The sequence below is a fragment of the Vibrio sp. Y29_XK_CS5 genome (genome assembly GCF_024181835.1).
GTDB lineage: Bacteria > Pseudomonadota > Gammaproteobacteria > Enterobacterales > Vibrionaceae > Vibrio > Vibrio harveyi.
Genome location: NZ_JAMZAM010000006.1, coordinates 237,099 through 259,490 on the forward strand (window position 1 = coordinate 237,099; position 22,392 = coordinate 259,490).

Here is a 22,392-nt window from a genome sequence, read left to right on the forward strand (position 1 = left end):
TATCCGGTGCACTTGAGTTTGATAAGCGCATCGGTTCGCTAGCAAAGATTTAAGAAGCGGTGGGATGCCGCTCTTATCGAGGATCGAATTATGATCAAATTTGGTACAGGTGGTTGGCGTGCATTTATCGGTGAGGAGTTCACCAAAGATAATGTACGTTTGGTTGCTCAGGCAGTCGCAAACATTACGAATAACGAATCCGTGGCTGATCGTGGTTTTGTCATTGGTTATGACCGCCGCTTTCTTTCTGATAAAGCTGGTCGTTGGTTCGCTGAAGTATTAGCGGCAAACGGCATTGTGGTTAGCTTTATCGACAAGTTTGTTCCAACGCCTATCGTGATGTTCAAAGCGAAGGAAATGGGTTGTGCTTACTCAGCATGTATTACCGCATCACACAACCCTGCCGATTACAACGGCATCAAAGTCTTCATTGAAGGCGGTCGCGACGCTGATGAAATCATCACACAAAAAATCGAATCACAAATATCAACGCTAACGACACAAGATGTAAAAAGCGTCGACTTTGAACAAGCGGTTGAAGATAAGCTGATTCAAATCATCAACCCGATGAACGAGTTTGTTGACTCAATCATTGACTTTATCGACATCGAGGCGATCAAAAAGGCAAATCTACGCGTATTGATCGACCCTATGTTTGGTGTTGCAAAAAACGCACTTCAAACGGTACTGATTAATGGTCGCTGTGAAGTCGACGTGATCAACGATGGCAAGAACCCAGACTTTGGCGGATTGATGCCATCGCCAAGTGCAGCAACGCTTTATCGCTTGATGCACCTTGTTGAGCAGGAAGGCTATGACATTGGTATCGGTACCGATGGCGATGCAGACCGTCTTGGCATTATCGACGAGAAAGGTAATTTCATTCATCCAAATGAAGTGTTACTACTGCTTTACTACTACTTGCTTGAATACAAAGGCTGGACAGGCTCAGTGGTGCGTAATATTGCAACTACACACTTACTCGACAAAGTCGCGGAAGACCATGGAGAAAAGTGCTTTGAGGTTCCTGTAGGCTTTAAGCATATCAGCTCTCAAATGGAAGCTGACGATTCACTGATTGGCGGTGAAAGTTCTGGCGGTCTAACTATTCGCGGTCACATCAAAGGTAAGGATGGCGTATTCGCATCAAGCCTATTGGTGGAAATGATTTCAGTAACCGGTAAAAAACTGTCTGAGTTACTCGATGAAATCTACGGTAAGTACGGCTATGCGTATATGGCTGAAGGCGATTGCAAATTCAAACCTGCGCAAAAAGACGCGTTGTTCAACAAGATTTATATTGAGAAGCAGTTACCTGAGTTTGAGTTTGAGATCGAAAAAGTCAGCTACGAAGATGGTGCGAAAGTTTACTTCAAAAACGGTGGTTGGATTATCGCTCGTTTCTCTGGTACCGAACCGTTGCTACGTATTTTTGCAGAGATGCAAGATAAGGACACTGCGGAACGTGTTCTTCAACAGTTTAAAGACTTCTTGTCTTTATAACTGACACCTTGTGCCCGCTTCGAGCACATAACCTATAGGTGAAGAACACTTGCCCGGCTTTAGCGCCGGGCTTTTTTATGGTGCTGAATTTGGGCTTAACTGATTACGCAAAAGCCAACACGCCTTGTGTTTCCACTTTCACTGCGACGCTATCACCGACATTCAACGCTTGCGTTGACGTCGCTAATAAACGGTCGCCGTTAACATCAATCACATAACGGCAGTGATCACCCATAAAGTGTTGCTCAAGCACTTTGACCGCACTTTCTTCATCAGCGGCAATCTGTACATGCTGAGGACGAAGTAACAGCGCACAGTCTCCATCCATCTTAATGTCTTGCTGAGCGTTCGCTTCCACCACGCCAAGGTGTGTATCAAATTCGCTCTCAGAGATTCGCTTTGCAGCAAGGTAGCTACCACCACCTAGGAAGTCAGCAACAAACTTACTCGACGGTTGGTAGTAAAGTTCAGAGGCAGTACCGTACTGTTCAATCACACCATGGTTCATCACAGCCATCTTATCGGCAAAAGCAAAAGCTTCTTCACGACTGTGAGTTACAAAGATCGCAGTAACTCCCTGCTCCTTAAAAATCTTGCGAATTTCACGGATCAGCTCGTGACGCACCTGAGTATCGATGTTAGAAAATGGTTCATCAAGCAACAGAAGATCCGGCTTATAAGCCAGTGAACGAGCAATCGCAACACGCTGTTGCTGACCACCTGACAGCTGATGCGGGTAACGATCACCAAAGCCTTTAAGATGAACTAAGCCCAACATTTCCTCTACTTTCAGCAGCTTTTGTTGCGCTGTTTCATTCTTTAAACCAAACGCAATGTTCTCGGCAACCGTCAGGTGCGGAAACAAGGCGTAATCTTGAAAGATCATGCCAATATTACGCTGCTCTGGTGGTAACCAATTTTTACCGTCATCAATAGTGAGGCAGTTCAGGCTCATTTGACCTGAACTTAGCGGAAGGAGACCTGCAATGGCTTTCAGAAGCGTTGTCTTACCACAACCACTTGCGCCTAATAGACAAACAATTTGCCCCTGTTCCACTTCTAAGGACAAAGACTCAAGAACAGTTTGTGACTCATACTGGCAAGTAAGATTTTGAATGGATAATGCACAGCTCATTAATGACTTTGCTCCAGTGAACGGTTAACAACAACAAGCGGGATTAACCCAACAAGAACCAGTAATACTGCGGGTAATGCAGCAAGTTCTAAATGCTCATCCGAGGCAAAGTTATACACGTACGTCGCCAAGGTTTCGAAGTTAAATGGGCGCAGCAATAACGCGGCATTGAGTTCTTTCATCGACTCAATGAACACCAACAGACCAGCAATTAAGGCACCACGCTTAACCAATGGAAAATGCACACGCCACAACATAGTGTTTGGTGTACAACCCATCGTACGCGAAGCCATATCCAACGATGGCGAAATCTTATTTAGGTTACTCTCAACGCTACCGATCGCGACAGCAGAGAAACGAACAACCATCGCGAAAATCAGAGCAAACATAGATCCTGAGAAGATCAGTCCCGGTCTACCCCACTCCATCGCTTTAGCAATATCGTTCACGCGATGATCCATAAACAGCACCGCCACCATCACACCTATGGCGAGCACAGTACCAGGTACCGCATATCCCATTGAAGATAGGCGCATAAAGGCTAAACTTGAACGTCCACCATTGACTCGCTGACTAAAGTTTACCGTTAAAGCAATCGCAACACCGATGATTGCAGCCACGACTGACACCACCAAACTATTCCATGCATATTCACGAAACTCCGGTGTCCAGCTTTGCGCAAAGTAAGTAATAGCGTAATCAATCAACTGTAGCAGAGGGAAAATAAATGCGATCGCAACCAAGCCCCAACACCAAACTAATGCGCCCCACTTTTGCCAACCTTGAAGTTCATAGCGAAAATCTTCATGACTATTAAACTGGCTTTGGAACAGCTTCTGCTTGCGGCGACTGTAGCGCTCAGCACTTAACAGCAACACAACTATCACCAACATCATGGCTGAAATTTTCGCTGCGGCATTCAGGTTCGAATACCCAAGCCAAGTATCATAAACCGCAGTGGTAAGTGTGTTCACTGCAAAATAGCTGACGGTGCCGAAGTCACCAATGGTTTCCATCGCGACCAGAGACAAACCAACGGCGATAGAAGGTCTAACAAGCGGTAAAGAGATACGCCAAAAGCTCTCCCAAGGAGAACACTTCAGTAAGCGTGCACTTTGTAACAAAGAGACGTTCTGTTCCATAAATGCCGCTCGGCAGAGTAAGTAAACATATGGATAAAGAACCAGAGAAAGAACAAAGGTCGCACCACTCAAGGTACGAATATCAGGAAACCAGTACTCACCAGGTCCCCATCCGGTTATATCACGTAAGAAGATCTGGATCGGTCCGGCAAAATCAAACCAATCCGTAAAAATGTAACCAATGATATAACCCGGCATAGCAAGAGGCAGAACCAATGCCCATTGTAACCATTTCTCGGTTGGCAGTTTGCACATAGCCATAAACCAAGCGCTTGGGATACCGAGAATCAAAGAAAGAATCATCACACCAGAGGTCAGAGCAACGGTGTTATAGATGTAGGTTGGCATGACCGTCGACATCAAATGCGTAAACAAGTCATCCGTCTCACCAATGGCGGTATAGAAGATCGCTAAGATCGGCAAAACCAGTAACAGGGTGATCACCCCACTACTGGTTTTCCATAGAGAATGTTTATTCTTCATTGCCTAAATACTGCAAGGCTTTATGAAATACAAATGCAGTTGCAAATACATCTCATATCCTTTAATCAAATGGAGGTATAGTTATACCCCCACATGGAATTAAAGGTCAAATTTCACTTCATCTAGTAGCTTAATTGCAGCTTCGTGGTGAGAAGCAATGTCATCTAGAGAGATAGTATCTGCTTTGAAGTCACCCCAAGATTCCACAAGTTCAGAACGCTTAACGCCTTCTTTTACTGGGTACTCGTAGTTTACTTCTGCATACATTTGCTGCGCTTTGTCACCCGTTAGGAATTCCATTAGCTTCACAGCGTTGTCTTTGTTTGGAGAGAACTTCGCCATTGCCATACCAGAGATATTTACGTGAGTACCTGTTGTCTCTTGGTTAGGGAAGTTGATGTATACCGCGTCAGCCCAAGCTTTTTGCTCTTTGTCGTTAACCATCTTACCTAGGTAGTAGCTGTTACCTAGAGAAACGTCACATAGACCTTCTTTGATTGCTTTAACTTGAGCACGGTCGTTACCTTGAGGCTTACGAGCTAGGTTCGCTTTAACGCCTTCTAGCCACTCTTTTGTTTCAGCTTCACCGTGGTGCGCGATCATAGAAGACACTAGAGATACGTTGTAAGGGTGCTTACCGCTGCGTGTACAGATTTTGCCTTTGAATTCAGGCTTTGCTAGGTCTGCATAGTTGAAATCGTTACCTAGCTTACCAACACGGTCACGTGAAGAGTAAACGTTACGAGTACGTAGAGTTAGAGCAAACCACTCGTTTTCTTTATCTTGGTACTGTGCAGGTACGTTTTCTTCGATGATTTTGCTGTCTACCTTTTGAACCAGACCTTTGTTTGTCAGTTCAGCTAGACGGCTGATATCTGTAGTAAGGATTACGTCAGCAGGGCTGTATTCGCCTTCCTGAGCCAACTTCTCTGCTAGACCTTTTTTCGCAAACTTAACGTTTACTTTGATACCAGTTTCTTTAGTGAACTCGTTGAACATAGGTTCAACTAGGAAAGGTTGACGGTAAGAGTAGACGTTCACTTCTTCAGCAGCCATTGCTGTTGGAGCTAGAGTTGCGCAAGTAATCGCTGAAAGAGTTAGCAGTTTTTTCATTGTTTAATCCTTTACCATGCTAATGATAACGTTTATCAGTTGCGTTATTATATGCATGTTCAATAAGAAAACAATTAATCCATAAAAAAAACCTACTCGTCAGAGCAGGTTTTTGATGATTAACTTTGTAACGAATTGTGTCGTTATGACTGTTATTTCACAGTCACGAATTCTGGGTAAGCGCCAACACCACAGTCGTGCATATCCATACCTTCCAACTCTTCGTCTTCCGACACTCGGATACCAATTGTTGCCTTCAGAATTGCCCATACCACAAGGCTTGCACCGAATACCCAAGCGAAGATAACAGCAGCACCTAGAAGCTGTGCACCAAATGTGGCATCACCATTACTTAGCGGCACAACCATAAGACCAAAGAAGCCACACACACCATGAACTGAGATAGCACCTACAGGATCATCAATCTTCACTTTATCCAGACCAATGATACTGAACACAACTAGCGCACCAGATACCGCACCGATAGCCACAGCATAAAGTGGTGATGGTGATAGAGGATCGGCAGTGATTGCTACAAGACCTGCCAAGGCACCGTTCAGAATCATCGTTAGGTCAGCTTTACCCCAAGTGGTTTTACACACTAGTAGAGCTGCAATTGCGCCTGCCGCTGCCGCTGCGTTAGTGTTCAAGAAAATTTGACCTACCGCTGTCGCGTTCTCAAAGTCAGAAACCATTAGTTGAGAACCGCCGTTGAAACCGAACCAACCAAACCAAAGGATGAATGTACCTAATGTCGCTAGAGGCATGTTTGAACCTGGAATTGGGTAGATTTCACCATTTTTGCCATATTTACCTTTACGAGCACCCAGTAGTAATACGCCAGCTAACGCTGCTGCTGCACCCGCCATGTGTACAATGCCTGAACCAGCAAAGTCACTAAAGCCAGCTTCTGATAAGAAACCACCGCCCCAAGTCCAGTAACCTTCCATAGGGTAGATAAATGCCGTCAGTACCGCAGAGAAGATAAGGAAAGACCAAAGCTTCATGCGCTCAGCAACTGCACCAGATACGACTGACATTGCTGTAGCTACGAATACAACTTGGAAGAAGAAGTCCGACTCTAGAGAATGATCTGCCCCTTCACCTTGTGTGCCAATTAGCGCACCAAATGATGGTAGCCAGCCGCCTTCGCCATTATCAACATACATAATGTTGTAGCCGACCAATAAGAACATGGTACAGGCAATCGCATATAGACAGATATTTTTGGTTAGAATTTCGGTGGTGTTTTTAGAGCGAACTAAGCCCGCTTCCAGCATGGCAAAGCCTGCTGCCATCCACATTACCAACGCACCGGAAATGAGGAAGAAAAAGGTGTCGAGTGCGTAACGTAATTCCGTTACCGTTGTTGTTAATTCCATGATAGTTCTCCAATCCCTTGAATTCTTAAAGTGCTTCTGCGTCCATTTCACCAGTACGAATACGCACGGCTTGGTTTAGGTCGTAGACAAAAATCTTGCCGTCACCAATTTTTCCGGTTTGAGCCGCTTTAGTGATGGCTTCTACCACGCGTTCCACATTGTCTGCATGGGTCGCGATTTCTAGTTTTACTTTTGGTAGAAAGTCGACTTGGTATTCAGCACCACGATATAGTTCCGTGTGCCCTTTTTGGCGACCAAAACCTTTAACCTCTGATACTGTCATCCCTTCAATACCGACATCAGCCAATGCTTCGCGCACATCGTCTAATTTAAAAGGCTTTATAATGGCATTAATGATTTTCATTGAATCTTCTCCGCAGCTTTCATCCTGAAACACTTGTATTAATCCAAGCTGCGTGCCAACTTTTTATCTACTTGATTTATATGAACTTATTAAAAATAACAATCTTATAAACAAAAAGGGCGCACCACATCGGTGCGCCCTTTTCACAAATATAAGGCAACTCTAATTAGACTACCCAAAATTGTGCATTAAATGTTCAAAAAGTCTTTCCACTGCTCTATCAAGGCACAAAAGTCCTCAATACCACAACTCGCAGTACTCTCAGCATCATAGAAATCGAACTCACTTTCCATCTCGACTTCATAGTCGTGACCCAGTACGTTTTCTTGAACCAGAACTTCATCGCCGACGATCATTAAACTTATCTCAGATCCAGTTAATCTATGCTCTTGAGATGGCGAAGAAAATGCCTGTTCAACCAAGCTTTCAACTTGCGCAATCTTAGCCGGATCTTTGCCAATTTCTTCTTGTAGCCAGCGACCTACAATCTCATGCCCCATACTGCATTTGACATAATATTCGCCCATCAATGTATTGCGGATGAATTCAAACTCCATCGAGATCGCCTTTTCGTATCAATTTGGTGCGGAGTATACAGGGAGATATGGGATGGGAGAAGCGCGAGACGCGGAGCTCTCTCAATCGCTTGTTTAAAAGAGATTCCCGACAGCACTCCTTTGTCGTTTTCGGGAATGACATCGTTTTTACTCTTGGCTATTTAATCGTCATCCTCAAGAGCGAGGTACGAGCGAGCTGGGGATCTCTCGCAATGCGTTATCTAAAAAAACGCCCACCAAATGGTGGGCGCTTATCAAGTATTAGCAAAGCTCACTAAGAATTATGCAGGCTCTTGGAAAATCACTTCTGCCGCTTTCTTGGTGTACTGATCCATCTTGTGGAAGTTCAAGTAGCGGTATGTGTCTGCTGCTGTCGCATCAATTTGCTTCGCGTATTCTAAGTACTCTTCTTTGGTTGGAATCTTACCTAGAATTGCACCTACCGCTGCTAGCTCCGCAGACGCAAGGTAAACATTAGCACCCGTACCAAGACGGTTCGGGAAGTTACGCGTTGAAGTCGACATTACCGTCGCTTTATCTGCTACGCGTGCTTGGTTACCCATACATAGAGAACACCCTGGCGTTTCAATACGTACACCAGCACGACCATAGATACCGTAGTAACCTTCCTCTGTCAGTTGGTCACGGTCCATCTTGGTTGGCGGTGCCACCCATAGACGAGTATCTAATTGACCACCGTATTGCTCTAGCAATTTACCTGCTGCACGGAAGTGACCAATGTTAGTCATACAAGAACCGATAAACACTTCATCAATCTGTGTACCTTGAACTTCAGATAGAAGACGAGCGTCATCTGGATCGTTCGGTGCACATAGGATTGGCTCGTGAATATCTGCTAGGTCGATTTCAATGATGTGCGCATATTCCGCATCCGCATCTGCTTCCATCAACTCTGGGTTTGCTAACCACTCTTCCATCGCTGTGATACGACGCTCGATAGTACGACGATCGCCGTAACCTTCCGAGATCATCCACTTAAGCATAGTGATGTTTGAGTTTAGGTATTCCTCGATAGACTCTTGAGATAGCTTAACTGTACAACCTGCCGCAGAACGCTCTGCTGATGCATCAGACAGCTCGAATGCCTGCTCTACAGTTAGGTGCTCAACGCCTTCAATTTCTAGTACACGACCAGAGAATTCGTTGATCTTACCTGCTTTCTCAACCGTCAGTAAACCTTGTTGGATTGCGTAGTAAGGAATGGCATGTACCAAGTCACGTAGCGTGATACCTGGCTGCATTTCACCTTTAAAGCGTACCAAGATTGACTCTGGCATATCCAGTGGCATGACACCTGTCGCAGCTGCGAATGCTACGAGACCTGAACCTGCTGGGAATGAAATACCAAGAGGGAAACGTGTATGTGAATCACCACCCGTACCAACGGTATCAGGTAGAAGCATACGGTTTAACCATGAGTGAATTACACCATCACCAGGACGAAGCGATACACCGCCACGGTTCATAATGAAGTCAGGTAGTGTATGGTGCGTATTTACATCGACTGGTTTTGGATAAGCAGACGTGTGACAAAATGACTGCATCACGAGATCAGCAGAGAAGCCTAGACACGCAAGGTCTTTTAGTTCGTCACGTGTCATTGGACCGGTAGTATCCTGAGAACCTACCGTTGTCATCTTCGGTTCACAGTATTGACCTGCACGTACACCTTCTACGCCACATGCTTTACCCACCATCTTCTGAGCTAGGGTGTAACCTTTATCAGAAGCTGAAGGGTCAACAGGCTTAGCAAAAAGATCGGTTTCTTCTAGACCAAGTGATGCACGAGCACGGCTTGTTAAGCCACGACCGATAATCAGTGGAATACGACCACCAGCACGAACTTCATCAAGCAACACTTTGCTCAGTTCAAAGCTAGAGATCTCTTCACCGTTTTTACGCACAACACCTTCGTATGGGAAGATATCAATCACATCACCCATGTTCATGTTTTGCACGTCTAGTTCAATTGGTAGTGCACCAGAATCTTCCATCGTGTTGTAGAAAATTGGGGCGATCTTACCACCTAGACAGATACCACCCGTGCGCTTATTTGGTACAAATGGGATATCTTCACCCATAAACCAAAGCACTGAGTTAGTTGCTGATTTACGCGAAGAACCGGTACCAACAACATCACCTACGTATGCTAGTGGAATGCCGTCTTTTTGCAGTTCTTCAATTTGATTGATAGGACCAACGCTGCCTGGTTGATCCGGTACAATGCCATCACGTTCCATTTTCAGCATCGCTTTTGCGTGTACTGGAATATCTGGACGAGACCAAGCATCTGGAGCTGGAGACAAGTCATCGGTGTTGGTTTCACCGGTTACTTTAAATACTTTAACAGTAATCTGATCCGCGACTTTCTTCTTCGATGTGAACCATTCAGCATCAGCCCACGATTGTAGAACTTGTTTCGCGAATGCATTACCTGCTTTAGCCTTCTCTTCAACATCATAGAAAGCGTCAAACATCAGTAGAGTATGAGACAGCGCTTTTACAGCAATAGGCGCTAGTAGGTCATCTTCTAGGAATTCAACTAGAGGAGCGATGTTGTAACCGCCTTGCATTGTACCTAGTAGCTCAGCTGCCTTTTCACGGCTCACAAGTGGTGATTCCACTTCACCTTTTGCTACCGCCGTCAGGAAACCCGCTTTTACATAAGCAGCTTCATCTACACCTGGTGGGATACGGTTCTCTAGTAGGTCAAGAATAAAAGCTTCTTCACCTTGCGGGGGATTTTTCAGAAGTTCAACAAGTCCAGCAACTTGTTCAGCGTCTAGCGGTTTAGGAACAACTCCTTCGGCAGCACGCTCTTCGACGTGTTTACGGTAGGCTTCAAGCACGACTTTTTTCCTCTCATTGCGGTTCCTCCTTTTTAATTACTATTTTTCAAAGTAAAGGAGTGAACATCCTTGGAAACTTGGCTCTCCATTGCCCTTGTTTTCATTCAATTCTGATTGAGAAACAGCGCCGTAGAGGCCAAACTGTGGGCGAAAGGATAGCAAATTTAACGTTAAATTAAAATCTCATCATTTTGACCAACATAGCAACTTACGACTAAAGTCCTGTGAATTTCGGCTAAATATGCGGAGATTTTGCTGTCCTATTCCCGGTTATTTAAATGATGTTCCAACGATCAAGTACACAGCATCTAAATTCTGCTCTGTACGACCGTATGCCAACATAACGGGTCCTATTGGCGAATCAACACCAAAGAAAATTGATGCGGCATTGTACAGCGGTGCCTCATTCAGCTTGAGATCGTTATCCGACCAAACACCACCATGTTCAAGGGATGCACCAAGGTAAACTGGCGCTTCAAACAGCCCAAAATCGTTATCCATCCATTTATAACGATACACCAAACTGGTATAGAATAAGTTTTGTCCAATCAGACTGTTACGAGGGATACCAGACAAATTTAAGAAACCACCTAGCTCTCTAGGGTCCAAAGGTACAAAAGAGTTTTTACTCTCAACAAAGCTGTATTCCGCTTGACCGACTAAAGTATGACGGCTGTGAGTCACCGCCCCCTTAAAACGAGCGGTAATTTCATAAACCGTATCTTCAATACTGTTTTTTGCGTTTTCACCTCGGAGACCTTCTGGGGTTTTGTCATGAGAAACAAGGTAGTCCAAGTCAATCAGCATGCCACGAGTCGGAAATGCAAAATCATCCAGTGTATCTAAGCGATAGTTGGCAAATAACCCCAGTCGCTCGTAATCTAAATTGCCCGCAGACTGAATGGTGGAGGCTTCTATCGTCCCTTTGGTATAACGACCACCAACTCGGAACTCTTGCCACAAGGTTGGTTGCACACCCGCTGCTAGCTCAGTAATAAACTCGGTGTAAGAAAATGGTAGGTAATCGTAAACTGAGCCGATATCCGGATTTTCAAACTCGTCATCGAGAGGTAAGTTCCGGTTTTCAGTGTTGTAATTGAGTTTTCCAGAAACAAACAATTCCTGACTCGAAAGCACTGGAGAGTACAACTCCGCTTCAATCAGTTTATCAGTGCCCATATCAACATTTAGAGTCAGTTCCGCACCGTGAGAGTTCAGATTGGTGAAGTTTGCTGACACGCCGATTCCGTACTGGCTGTCAGTGTTAAAGTCATCTTCTAGGAAGAAGCGAAAATTGAGGTAGTTCGGTCCCCATGACTTTTCGTTTACCTCAAAGACCAATAGATTAACGTCATCGATCTCTTCGAAGTGGTAAGTGATCAATTCAAAGCGATCCAGCGCATAAAGGTTTTCGACCGCTTTTTCGATTTCGTCTGTTTTTAATGGTCGCCCAGTATCAAGCTCTAGACGGTTAGTCAGCAACACATCGCTATAGTGCGTATTGTTCACCAATACAATCTGATCAACCACGCGCTGATCACCATATTCCAGATTTTTACGCGCATCTTGCTTGTGCTCAATGTACTTTTGGTACTCGGCATTCGACACACTCAAGCCTTTCAATTTGGACTCAAGACTCTTGGTGATCTCATAACCAGCCTGAAACGCATCGGGCATTTTATTGAACTCAACCGTCTCCATTTGCCCTACATTAGGACGAATATAAACATCATCTCCGCTTAGTGTTTCGGCTTGCTCTTGGGTACTACGACGAACAAGATAGTTAGAAAGCTGATCAGCAACGGTAAACAAACCGGTAAAGTCTTCTTTGCTTTTGTAGTCAGTACTGATATCCACCGCAATAACGATGTCGGCCCCCATAGCACGAGCGACATCTACGGGCATGTTATTGACCACACCGCCATCCACCAGCATATGACCATTTAGTTCATAAGGAGGGAGTGCGCCTGGAACAGACATACTTGCCATCATTGCATCAACAAGATAGCCGTTATCAAGCACCACTTCTTCCAATTCAACAATGTCAGTGGCGACTGAGCGGTATGGGATAGCAAGGTCATCGAAAGAGTCAAAACGACCAAGGTTACCTGTCGTTTCACGCAAAATACGAAGCATATTCTGCCCTTGAACGACACCAGTCGGTGAACGAACTTCACCAAACCTTAAGCCTAGATCTGTCGTGATTTGATAACGGTCTTCATATTCTTTGTCGCGGACGCGACGTTGGCTGCGGTCAACACGGTCTCGATAGCCGCTGTTCCAATCCACACTGTAGATAAAGCTTTCAATTTCATCCGCGCTCATGCCAGTTGCATATAAACCACCGACATAAGCGCCCATGCTAGTGCCGGTAATGATATCAACCGGAATATGCATCTCTTCAAGCGCCTTTAAAACCCCGATATGGGCGGCACCTTTTGCACCACCACCAGCAAGCACGACGGCAATTTTAGGGCGAGGATGATCATCACTGATGTGTTTGGCAAAGGAAGGAGTGGCAATCAAAAAGGAGCAGACCCACAGTGCAATAAAACGCAACCATGAGCTTGAGATCGACTTTTTGAACATTCACTTCTTCCTTTATTGAATATTTAACACCTACTTGTACTAAGAATTGAACAACTGCACAAGTCAGTGATGGTGTTTTTGATGGTCTTACCAATCAAATAAATTATTCAACCAGTTCGACTTTTTCTCGCATTGTTGTTTGATTTGCCCAGTTTTGTCCCACACTGGCAATTTGTACTCACTACGACAATTGATTTCTAACGCGCCGTTCGCTGCTTTTTGGAAGCCAAGTGTCGTCACCTCTTTTGGCCAAGGTAGCTCCAACCTTTCAGGAATACGCTGTTTCAAGTATTCCGCGTAAACACGCAATGCACCGCTTGAACCTGTCAACTTGGTAGACATATTGTCATCGCGCCCAAGCCAAATCGTGGTAACTTCACGCCCATCAATACCCACAAACCAACTGTCACGACTGTCGTTACTCGTACCCGTTTTTCCTGCTAGTGCTGCCCAAGCAAACTGACTTTGTAGGAATCGTCCTGTCCCTTGTGCGACACCTTGCTTCATAGCATAGGTCGTTAACCAAGCCGCTTGTTCATCTACTGCTGGGGCTGACCGAGGGAGAGATTGATAAAGCACATTGCCGTCCATATCGACAACCGAACGCAGCGCCGACAGCTTGGCACGCTTACCAGAGTTAGTCAGCGTTTGATACATTTGCGCTACTTCAAACGGTGTTAATGAAAATGAGCCCAAGAACATGGATGGCACAGGGCGAATTTCATTCTTATCAACACCAAGGCGTTCTAAGGTATTAGACACCTCTGGGATACCAAGCTGCATCCCCAAACGAACGGTTGGTACATTCAATGATTTTGCCAAGGCTAAATACAACGGAACATCACCACGAAACTTACGGTCAAAGTTGCGTGGCGACCAAACGGAGCCTTTGCTCCCTTTCAAACTCAGAGGCGTATCATGAAGCGTTGTCCCAAGGTTGTATTTTTCAGGTTGCTCCAATGCCGTCAGATAGATAGCAGGTTTAACCAATGACCCAATTGGACGACTGGCATTCAGTGCACGGTTAAAGCCTTCATACCCGACACGTTTACCGCCAACCATTGCGCGAATTTCACCGCTATGACGATCCACGGCAACAGCAGCCGCTTCAAGCTCCTTACCCGCACGTTTTGCCAGTTCAGGGACTTTCTTCGCAATGGCTTTTTCGAGTTTACTTTGCGATACAGGATCAAGAGAGGTAAATAAGCGTAATCCGGTTTCTGCTTTGAAGTTGTCACCCACCTTCTCTTTCAGTTCGATATTCAGTTGTTGGAAATACGCAGGCTGTCGACTAGCGATACGTGGCTTGCTTTGTGTATCAAGTGGACGACTCACCGCTTGTTCGTATTGCTGCGCAGTCAGCATGTCTTGTTGCATCAGTAGACGCAGTACTAAGTCACGACGCGTCTTAGTACGTTCTGGGTAGCGAATAGGGTTGTAGTAAGATGGTCCTTTTACCATTCCCACTAGCATTGCAAGCTGATCGATACGTAGCTCTTGGATAGGCTGACCGAAGTAATAGCGTGATGCCAAAGCGAAACCATGAATCGCATCACCGCCGCTCTGACCCAAATATACCTCGTTGAGGTAAGCTTCCAGAATACGGTCTTTGCTGTAACGATAATCGAGAATTAATGCGATATACGCTTCACGTACCTTACGCCACAAGGTTTTATCACGAGTCAGGAACAAGTTTTTCGCCAACTGTTGAGTTAGCGTACTGCCGCCTTGTACGGTACGACCCGCTTTGATGTTCGCCACTAAAGCACGTGCAATGGCAAGTGGTGATACACCATCGTGTTGATAAAAGTCGCGATCTTCCGTCGCTAATAATGCATCAACTAAGATCTCCGGGAATTGATCGCGGCGTAAGAACAAACGTTGCTCATTTTGGTCTTTTTCCAGCATTCCCAACATCTTAGGTTCAATGCGTAAGTAGCCAAGATCACCTTTCGACTCTAAAGATTGAATACGTTGTAAGCCGCTGCTTGAGAAATGCAACATCACATGACGATCAGGCTCTGGCCCGTCAGCAAATTCAAACGGACGACGAATCAGTTCAATACGCGTTGAAGAAGATGAATACTCACCTGGGTAACGAGGCTGGCTGACTTTACGGTAGTTCAGCACATCGAGTTCATTACGCATCTCTTTAATCGTAATGTTCTGTCCTGGGCTTAAATTGAGAATGCGGGCATAAACCACCGTAGGCAGATCAAACAACTGACCATCAAAGCGATCTTTAACCACACTATCTAGGTAAATACCGACAAACAATAACACCGCAGCCAAGGCAACGCCGGCTTTCCAACTGAACGACCAAATGACTTTAAGCCAAGAACGTTTACCATTGTTTGTTTTTTTCGCTGGTGATTTTCTTGGGCGTTTTGCGCCACTTTTCTTAGTCGTCGTTTTACTTGACGCGGTCTTCTTGGCTGGCGCTCGCTTTGCACCGGGCTTTTTAGTATCAGTCATTGTTCAATTGTCTTTTTGTTTTGGTTGTCGCTACATGCGTCGCTGGATCGTCAGGCCAAACATGCTTAGGGTAACGACCTTTCATTTCTTTCTGTACTTCTTTGTAGCTTCCCACCCAGAATGCGGCGAGATCTGTCGTCACCTGAAGAGGGCGTTGTGCTGGAGAGAGTAATTCAAGCACCAGGCGCTTACGTCCCTGTGCCACAGTTGGTGAAGTACTTTCACCAAACACCTCTTGCATACGGACAGAAAGCACAGGCTCATGACCACACTGATAACGAATTCGCTTTTTCGAACCAGTTGGCAGGCGGTACTCTTCAGGCAACCACTCATCAATATGCTGATTCAACGGCCATCCCAATCGAGCATTTAGTGCTTCCACTAAATTTACCTTTGCCAAGTCTTTCACTGAGGCAACCGTACTCATGTATGGCTCTAACCACTCTTCTAAGCTCGCCAGCAAATCAACGTCATCAAAACTTGGCCAAGCCTGCTCTGGTAACCATTCCACTGCGCAGCGAATACGTTCTAGTAAATTCTCCGCTGCTGGTGTCCAGTTTAGACTTTGTAAGCCCTGACGGCGGACATAGGTGAGTAAAGCTTGTGTCATTTTTTCTTTGCCTGGGCTTGGCAAGGCATCCCGCTTGATAATCAAACGCCCGAGCTTAACTTGACGCTCAGCCATCAATCGACCTTTTTTCTCATCCCAATCAACCACATCACCTGTTGTAAAGAGATGCTCAAACACTTCTTCTAACTCATTGATATCTAGTTCACAAGCCAGATTAATTTGACTAGAGTTGGAATGCGATCGCATTAAATCAATCGCGATTAAGTAGTCACAATCGCCTAAAGTTTCTTCTGGTCGGCACTCAGCACCATGTCCGTTGGACAATGTAAAACGCCCATGTTGATTCGAACGTTGCTGCGCGACACGATCAGGAAATGCAAGGCTTAATACTAGCGGCAGTGCTCGCTCATCAACCTCTGATAGACTGAACATCGTATCCAGTTTAAGGGCGACGGTTTGAGATCGCTTATGCAATATCGATTTTTTCGGATGTGTACCACTCACCCAACGATGTAAGCTGTGTGCGATATTCGTGATATTACGCTCTGGCTCTTCAATAAGAGCGACCGCAGCCAGTGCAGTGTTTAGCATTTTTACGTCATGTTGCTGTGCTTGAATTAGCATAGCTGCCGAGCGAGGTTCTACGCCAAGCTCATGAGCAATTTTGCCCTCAGGAGTCAGTTGACCTTGCTCAGAAAGCAGCCCTAACACAATTAACAACTGCTTAGCTTGAGCAAGAGATGCCGCCGAAGGAGTGTTGAGCCATTTGAGCTCGGAAATATCTCCCGCTCCCCAAAAGGCTAACTCCATCACTAGGCTCGCTAAGTCTGAGTGCAGTATTTCTGGCTGTGGCACTTGTGGTTGCTGCTTAAATTGGCTTTCAGAGTAAAGGCGAACGCAAATCCCCTCTTCAATACGCCCTGCACGACCAGAACGTTGAATCGCAGACGATTGTGCCACTCGTACTTGCTCTAATCGCGTAAGCCCATTCTTCAAATCAAAACGCGCCACACGCTCTAATCCAGAATCAACAACTAGTCGAATACCTTCAATGGTCAAAGAAGTTTCGGCAATGTTAGTCGCGAGCACGACTTTGCGTTTATCTCCAGAAGCAGGAGCGATGGCTTTTTGCTGCTCGGCAAAGCTAAGTTGACCGTATAACGGACACACTTCTACGTTATCAGGTAGGTGTACTAAACGCTCTTGCACTTGCTTGATGGCACCAACACCCGGAAGAAAAGCAAGCAAAGAACCAGACTCTTTCTGAATTAAACTTTCTATTGTTTTTGCCATTGATGTCGGTAGGTGATCGTTGACTCCTAGCGGCAAGTAACGAGTCTCTACCTCAAAACTGCGACCTTGAGACTCTATATATGCCGCCTCTGGCAGCAAGGTTTGCAACGCACCTTGATCGAGCGTTGCCGACATCACAACAAGCTTTAAATCATCTCGTAATGCCTCTTGAACCTCCAAACTGAAAGCCAACGCGGTGTCTGCGTGAATGCTGCGCTCATGAAATTCATCAAAGATCAGTAAATCGATGCCGTTTAATTCAGGGTCACTTTGGATCATACGGGTCATGATCCCTTCAGTCACAATTTCAAGTTGCGTGTTTTTACTCACCTTCGTTTCACCGCGAACTCGGTACCCAACACGTTCTCCGACTTGTTCACCTAACTGCTGCGCGAGATAACGAGCGATATTACGCGCCGCCAGACGTCTAGGCTCCAGCATCACGATTTTGCCTGTCACAGATTGTTTTTGTAGAAGTTGCAGTGGGAAGTACGTGGATTTACCAGCACCTGGTGCGGCTTTGAGGATCACTTGATGTTGATTTTTGACCGCCGTAAGTAATTGTGGCATCACGGCTTCAATCGGCAATTGTGACAAAGGAAATACCCTGTGGTGTAATGTTGGCAACATTGTACATAAAAACACTCTTGGCTAAATAAGCAAATGCAATTCGAACCCGCTCTAGAGTCAGCGACTCTGCTCAAACGCTACAAACGCTTTCTTGCCGATATCGAACTGGATAACGGTGAGATTCGAACAATTCACTGTGCGAACACTGGCGCAATGACCGGCTGTGCCACTCCGGGCAACAAAGTTTGGTACTCCACTTCCGATAACCCAAAGCGCAAATATCCGAACAGCTGGGAACTCAGTGAAACCGCACAAGGGCATCGGATCTGCATTAATACCGCTCGCGCAAACCAATTAGCCGTAGAAGCAATTGAAAATAATGTCATTTCAGAATTGTTGGGATATGACCAACTTCAAACTGAGGTGAAATATGGCAATGAAAATAGCCGAATTGATATCTTGCTCAGCGCAAGTGACAAATCAAAGTGTTATATAGAAGTGAAGAGCGTCACCCTACTTGATGAAGAAAGCTCATCAGGACAAGGTTATTTCCCTGATGCCGTGACTACCAGAGGGCAAAAGCACCTGAGAGAGCTCACAGAAATGGCACAAAATGGAAGTAGAGCCATACTTTTATTCACTGTTTTACATTCAGGTATTGAAAAAGTATCCGCGGCGCACCATATAGACGCGAAATATTCAACGTTACTAAAACAAGCACAAGACGCTGGAGTGGAAGTTCTCTGCTATAAAGCTGAGTTAAGCAACACTGAAATCAAACTAATCTCGGCGATTGAATTTATCAATTAAGAGAAAAAATGATGTCATCTTCACAATGATGATAAGTTTGCAATTCAGTAATTGCCTGCACCGCCTCTTTTTGCTATAGATACCCGCCTTAAATTGACTGCAAAGCAGTTGACTAGGTGTAAGTAGGAGATGCTGTATGCCAGAATCAAAGAAGAAAACGATAGGCATCCTAGCCATTGCCGGTGTGGAGCCATATCAGGAAAAGCCTGGTGAAGAATACATGTCACCAGAGCAGGTTGAACACTTTACAAAGATCTTAACAGCTTGGCGTAATCAGCTCAGGGAAGAAGTCGATCGCACTGTACACCACATGCAGGACGAAGCAGCAAACTTCCCAGATCCAGTTGACCGTGCTTCTCAAGAGGAAGAGTTCAGCTTAGAACTGCGTAACCGTGACCGTGAGCGTCGTCTGATCAAGAAGATCGAAAAGACTCTAGATAAAATCACTGAAGACGACTTTGGCTTCTGTGAATCTTGTGGCGTAGAGATCGGCGTTCGTCGCCTAGAAGCGCGTCCAACTGCAGACCTTTGTATTGACTGTAAAACACTTGCAGAGATCAAAGAGAAACAGATGCAAGGTTAATCAATCTGGCATTATGATTATTGAAAGGGAGCTCAGGCTCCCTTTTTGTTTTAGCTAACTTCGCAACGTCGAGTTTGTCGCTTTTTATACCCGTATAATTTCGAGATATACGCATGACACGCTATGTAGGTCGATTCGCCCCATCCCCTTCTGGTCCATTACATTTTGGTTCCCTCGTTGCTGCATTGGGCAGCTATTTCCAAGCGAAAGCTAACCAGGGTACTTGGCTCGTTCGTATTGAAGACCTTGATCCACCAAGAGAGATGCCAGGAGCGGCTGAGGCTATATTAAATGCGCTAAAAGCATATCAACTGCATTGGGATGGCGAAGTGGTCTATCAAAGTGACCGTCACGACCTTTATCAGACGCAAATTGATACTTGGTTAGAGAATGGTGACGCTTACTATTGCCAATGCACGCGCAAGCAAATCAAAGAGCATGGTGGTTATTATCCCGGCACTTGTCGCGACAAAGGCTTGAAAGAAGGCGCGATTCGCCTAAAAATGACCAAGCCCATCGCTAATTTTCTCGATCAGAAGCATGGCTTGATGACCATGCCTCCTGCGTTAGTAAATGAAGATTTCATTATTAAACGTCGAGATGGATTATTTGCCTATAATCTTGCGGTAGTATTAGATGACATTGACCAAGGGGTGACTGAAGTCGTCCGTGGAGCCGATTTAATTGAACCTACAGGTCGTCAAATCAGCTTGTACCAAATCCTTGGAAAACCAGAAGTTAGCTACTTACATTTGCCATTAGCGATGGATACTAATGGCAACAAGCTGTCGAAACAAAATCATGCGACAGCGATTGATGTCGATAATCCGAAGCCTGCTCTGCTGCACGCCATGACGTTTTTAGGCTTCCATATTCCAGAAGCCATTCAAGCCGCTAATGTAGATGAAATACTGCGTTGGGGATGTAAAAATTGGTGTTTAGAGCAGCTTCCAGCAGAGATCGAGATCACACCGAGATTCTCAAACGGCACTGCGTAGGCTATTATTAGCCGCAAAATTGGCCCTAGAGGCGTAAAAAACTAACCAAAGCAAGATTGGATTAAACCCAGTTATTGCCAGATGCACATGAATACAAACGACTATACAACAAGCGAATCTGCCATGATCCCAGAACTCGCTCTCAATGTAATTACTCGTGAAGAGCACAACATTTCGCGTAAGCAGATCAGTGACAATGCACTGAAGGTGCTATACCGACTAAACGGTGCCGGTTTCGATGCTTTTCTTGTGGGTGGCGGGGTTCGAGACTTACTGCTTGGACAGAAACCAAAAGACTTTGATATCGCAACCAACGCGACTCCAGAACAAATCAAGCAACTGTTTAGAAACTGCCGTTTGATTGGTCGTCGCTTCCGTCTCGCCCACATTATGTTTGGACGTGACATCATCGAAGTTGCGACTTTCCGCGGTCACCACCAAGAGCAAAAAAACAAGAACGTTTCACAGCAGTCTAAAGAGGGCATGCTGCTTCGTGACAATGTTTACGGCACGATTGATGAAGATGCAGAGCGCCGTGACTTCACGATTAACTCGATGTACTACAACATCGCAGACTACTCAATTCACGACTACGCGCGTGGTATTGAAGACCTAGAAGACTGCCTTGTTCGCCTGATCGGTGATCCAGAAACCCGCTATCGCGAAGACCCTGTGCGTATGCTGCGTGCAATTCGCTTTGCCGTGAAACTCGACTTCGACATCGAAGAAGACACCGCCGCACCAATTGAAGAGATGTCAACGCTACTACGCGACATCCCATCTGCGCGCCTGTTCGAAGAATCGTTAAAGCTGCTTCAATCAGGTCATGGTCTAGAAACCTATCACCTCCTGCGTGAGTACAACCTATTCCAACAGTTGTTCCCAGCAATTGCTGAGCACTTCACGGAAGAATACGAATCTCACACCGAGCAAATGCTCGATTTAGTGCTTGATTCAACCGACATGCGTATTGAAGAAGGCAAGCGCATTAACCCAGCATTCATGTTTGCTGCAATGCTGTGGTACCCGCTATGTGCGATGGCAGATAAGTTAATGGAACAGCGTAATCTGTGCCATTACGATGCCATCATGGAAGCGAGCAATATCATTCTTGATGACCAAGTTCGTACGATTGCTATTCCACGCCGTCATACCGCCACTATCCGTGAAATTTGGCAACTGCAATTACGTCTTCCTCGACGTAATGGTAAGCGTGCATTCCGCCTAATGGAGCTCAACAAATTTAGAGCTGGCTTTGATTTTCTTGAAATGCGCGGTGAAATTGAGGGTGGCGAGACTCAGAAGCTTGCCAAGTGGTGGGAAACTTTCCAAAATGCAGGCCGAGAAATGCGCCAAGCAATGGCAGGTGACCTTGATAGCCAAGCACCTAAAACCGGTCAACGCCGCCGCAAAACCTATCGCAAGAAAAAGAGTAAGCCAAAATCATGATCACAGCATACATTGCGGTAGGCAGTAACTTGGCTGATCCCGTCAGCCAAGCGAAACAAGCGATTGAGGCTCTAAAATCAATCCCAAACTCTGAGTTTGTGCAAGCCTCTTCGCTCTACAGCAGTACGCCGATGGGACCACAAAACCAACCGGATTACATCAATGCGGTTGTGGCGATAAAAACCAATTTGACGCCTCTTGAGCTACTCGATTGCACCCAAGCGATTGAGCAAGAACAAGGGCGTGTCCGTAAAGATGAACGTTGGGGACCAAGAACCTTGGATCTCGATATAATTCTTTACGGCAATGAGGTGATTGATTCCGAAAGACTGACAGTTCCACACTATGGAATGAGAGAGCGCGAGTTCGTACTCTACCCTCTTGCGGAAATTGCACCAAGTTTACAACTCCCAGACGGGACCGAGGTATCGTCACTACTTGAGCAAGTAGATCGTAACGGCCTCAGCATTTGGCAGTCATAGCCAACTCCTAGTGAGGAAAAAAC

Annotated in this window: 16 protein-coding genes; 6 read left to right on the plus strand and 10 right to left on the minus strand. The window is 45.6% G+C overall.

Annotated elements, in window-relative coordinates; genetic code table 11:
- The first annotated feature begins 90 nt into the window (after nucleotides 1-90).
- Entirely contained in the window at nucleotides 91-1,503 is a 1,413-nt protein-coding gene (locus NL647_RS21710) for a phosphoglucomutase/phosphomannomutase family protein (RefSeq protein ID WP_009698740.1), read from the plus strand.
- A gap of 103 nt (nucleotides 1,504-1,606) precedes the next feature.
- Here the strand turns inward: NL647_RS21710 and NL647_RS21715 are convergent, their stop codons facing one another.
- From NL647_RS21715 to hrpB, 10 genes are all read right to left on the minus strand, one after another.
- Nucleotides 1,607-2,638, minus strand: coding sequence for an ABC transporter ATP-binding protein (locus NL647_RS21715; protein WP_009698741.1), 1,032 nt, complete (start codon nucleotides 2,636-2,638; stop codon nucleotides 1,607-1,609).
- Nucleotides 2,638-4,263: an iron ABC transporter permease gene (locus tag NL647_RS21720; RefSeq protein ID WP_017189149.1), complete on the minus strand. Its 1,626-nt coding sequence runs from the start codon at nucleotides 4,261-4,263 to the stop codon at nucleotides 2,638-2,640. Before NL647_RS21720 ends, NL647_RS21715 begins: the two co-directional genes overlap by 1 nt.
- 99 nt (nucleotides 4,264-4,362) lie before the next feature.
- Complete coding sequence (locus NL647_RS21725) at nucleotides 4,363-5,376, minus strand: Fe(3+) ABC transporter substrate-binding protein (protein WP_005446300.1); 1,014 nt, start codon at nucleotides 5,374-5,376, stop codon at nucleotides 4,363-4,365.
- A gap of 152 nt (nucleotides 5,377-5,528) precedes the next feature.
- Nucleotides 5,529-6,758, minus strand: coding sequence for an ammonium transporter (locus NL647_RS21730; protein ID WP_005446299.1), 1,230 nt, complete (start codon nucleotides 6,756-6,758; stop codon nucleotides 5,529-5,531).
- Between the two features lie 25 nt (nucleotides 6,759-6,783).
- Entirely contained in the window at nucleotides 6,784-7,122 is a 339-nt protein-coding gene (locus NL647_RS21735) for a P-II family nitrogen regulator (protein WP_005439398.1), read from the minus strand.
- A gap of 188 nt (nucleotides 7,123-7,310) precedes the next feature.
- On the minus strand, nucleotides 7,311-7,679 hold the full coding sequence (locus NL647_RS21740) for a YacL family protein (RefSeq protein ID WP_009698742.1): 369 nt from the start codon (nucleotides 7,677-7,679) through the stop codon (nucleotides 7,311-7,313).
- 281 nt (nucleotides 7,680-7,960) lie between these two features.
- A complete protein-coding gene (acnB, locus tag NL647_RS21745) occupies nucleotides 7,961-10,549 on the minus strand; it encodes a bifunctional aconitate hydratase 2/2-methylisocitrate dehydratase (RefSeq protein WP_009698743.1) in 2,589 nt (862 codons plus the stop codon).
- 270 nt (nucleotides 10,550-10,819) lie between these two features.
- Nucleotides 10,820-13,138, minus strand: a complete 2,319-nt coding sequence (locus NL647_RS21750) for a patatin-like phospholipase family protein (RefSeq protein ID WP_038897991.1) — start codon at nucleotides 13,136-13,138, stop codon at nucleotides 10,820-10,822.
- A gap of 87 nt (nucleotides 13,139-13,225) precedes the next feature.
- Nucleotides 13,226-15,613, minus strand: a complete 2,388-nt coding sequence (gene mrcB / locus NL647_RS21755) for a penicillin-binding protein 1B (protein ID WP_187992709.1) — start codon at nucleotides 15,611-15,613, stop codon at nucleotides 13,226-13,228.
- Nucleotides 15,606-18,074 (minus strand): ATP-dependent helicase HrpB, encoded by a 2,469-nt coding sequence (gene hrpB / locus NL647_RS21760; protein WP_253650671.1) that lies wholly within the window; start codon nucleotides 18,072-18,074, stop codon nucleotides 15,606-15,608. The genes mrcB and hrpB overlap by 8 nt, the downstream gene beginning before the upstream one ends.
- A gap of 66 nt (nucleotides 18,075-18,140) precedes the next feature.
- On the opposite strand from hrpB, the gene sfsA reads away from it, so the two are divergent.
- From sfsA to folK, 5 genes are all read left to right on the plus strand, one after another.
- Complete coding sequence (gene sfsA / locus NL647_RS21765; RefSeq protein ID WP_005446293.1) at nucleotides 18,141-18,857, plus strand: DNA/RNA nuclease SfsA; 717 nt, start codon at nucleotides 18,141-18,143, stop codon at nucleotides 18,855-18,857.
- A gap of 136 nt (nucleotides 18,858-18,993) precedes the next feature.
- A complete protein-coding gene (dksA, locus tag NL647_RS21770) occupies nucleotides 18,994-19,440 on the plus strand; it encodes an RNA polymerase-binding protein DksA (protein ID WP_005439389.1) in 447 nt (148 codons plus the stop codon).
- Between the two features lie 113 nt (nucleotides 19,441-19,553).
- Complete coding sequence (gene gluQRS, locus NL647_RS21775; protein ID WP_005446291.1) at nucleotides 19,554-20,438, plus strand: tRNA glutamyl-Q(34) synthetase GluQRS; 885 nt, start codon at nucleotides 19,554-19,556, stop codon at nucleotides 20,436-20,438.
- Between the two features lie 81 nt (nucleotides 20,439-20,519).
- A complete protein-coding gene (gene pcnB / locus NL647_RS21780) occupies nucleotides 20,520-21,887 on the plus strand; it encodes a polynucleotide adenylyltransferase PcnB (RefSeq protein WP_253650672.1) in 1,368 nt (455 codons plus the stop codon).
- A complete protein-coding gene (folK, locus tag NL647_RS21785) occupies nucleotides 21,884-22,369 on the plus strand; it encodes a 2-amino-4-hydroxy-6-hydroxymethyldihydropteridine diphosphokinase (RefSeq protein ID WP_029790349.1) in 486 nt (161 codons plus the stop codon). Before pcnB ends, folK begins: the two co-directional genes overlap by 4 nt.
- Nucleotides 22,370-22,392 lie beyond the last annotated feature (23 nt).

Coding starts and splice junctions, on each gene's coding strand:
- pcnB (WP_253650672.1), top strand. CDS start 20,520: ATGCACATGAATACAAACGACTATACAACAAGCGAATCTGCCATGATC.
- NL647_RS21750 (WP_038897991.1), bottom strand. CDS start 13,138: ATGTTCAAAAAGTCGATCTCAAGCTCATGGTTGCGTTTTATTGCACTG.
- NL647_RS21710 (WP_009698740.1), top strand. CDS start 91: ATGATCAAATTTGGTACAGGTGGTTGGCGTGCATTTATCGGTGAGGAG.
- NL647_RS21720 (WP_017189149.1), bottom strand. CDS start 4,263: ATGAAGAATAAACATTCTCTATGGAAAACCAGTAGTGGGGTGATCACC.
- folK (WP_029790349.1), top strand. CDS start 21,884: ATGATCACAGCATACATTGCGGTAGGCAGTAACTTGGCTGATCCCGTC.
- NL647_RS21725 (WP_005446300.1), bottom strand. CDS start 5,376: ATGAAAAAACTGCTAACTCTTTCAGCGATTACTTGCGCAACTCTAGCT.
- NL647_RS21735 (WP_005439398.1), bottom strand. CDS start 7,122: ATGAAAATCATTAATGCCATTATAAAGCCTTTTAAATTAGACGATGTG.
- NL647_RS21730 (WP_005446299.1), bottom strand. CDS start 6,758: ATGGAATTAACAACAACGGTAACGGAATTACGTTACGCACTCGACACC.
- NL647_RS21740 (WP_009698742.1), bottom strand. CDS start 7,679: ATGGAGTTTGAATTCATCCGCAATACATTGATGGGCGAATATTATGTC.
- sfsA (WP_005446293.1), top strand. CDS start 18,141: ATGCAATTCGAACCCGCTCTAGAGTCAGCGACTCTGCTCAAACGCTAC.
- gluQRS (WP_005446291.1), top strand. CDS start 19,554: ATGACACGCTATGTAGGTCGATTCGCCCCATCCCCTTCTGGTCCATTA.
- NL647_RS21715 (WP_009698741.1), bottom strand. CDS start 2,638: ATGAGCTGTGCATTATCCATTCAAAATCTTACTTGCCAGTATGAGTCA.
- mrcB (WP_187992709.1), bottom strand. CDS start 15,613: ATGACTGATACTAAAAAGCCCGGTGCAAAGCGAGCGCCAGCCAAGAAG.
- dksA (WP_005439389.1), top strand. CDS start 18,994: ATGCCAGAATCAAAGAAGAAAACGATAGGCATCCTAGCCATTGCCGGT.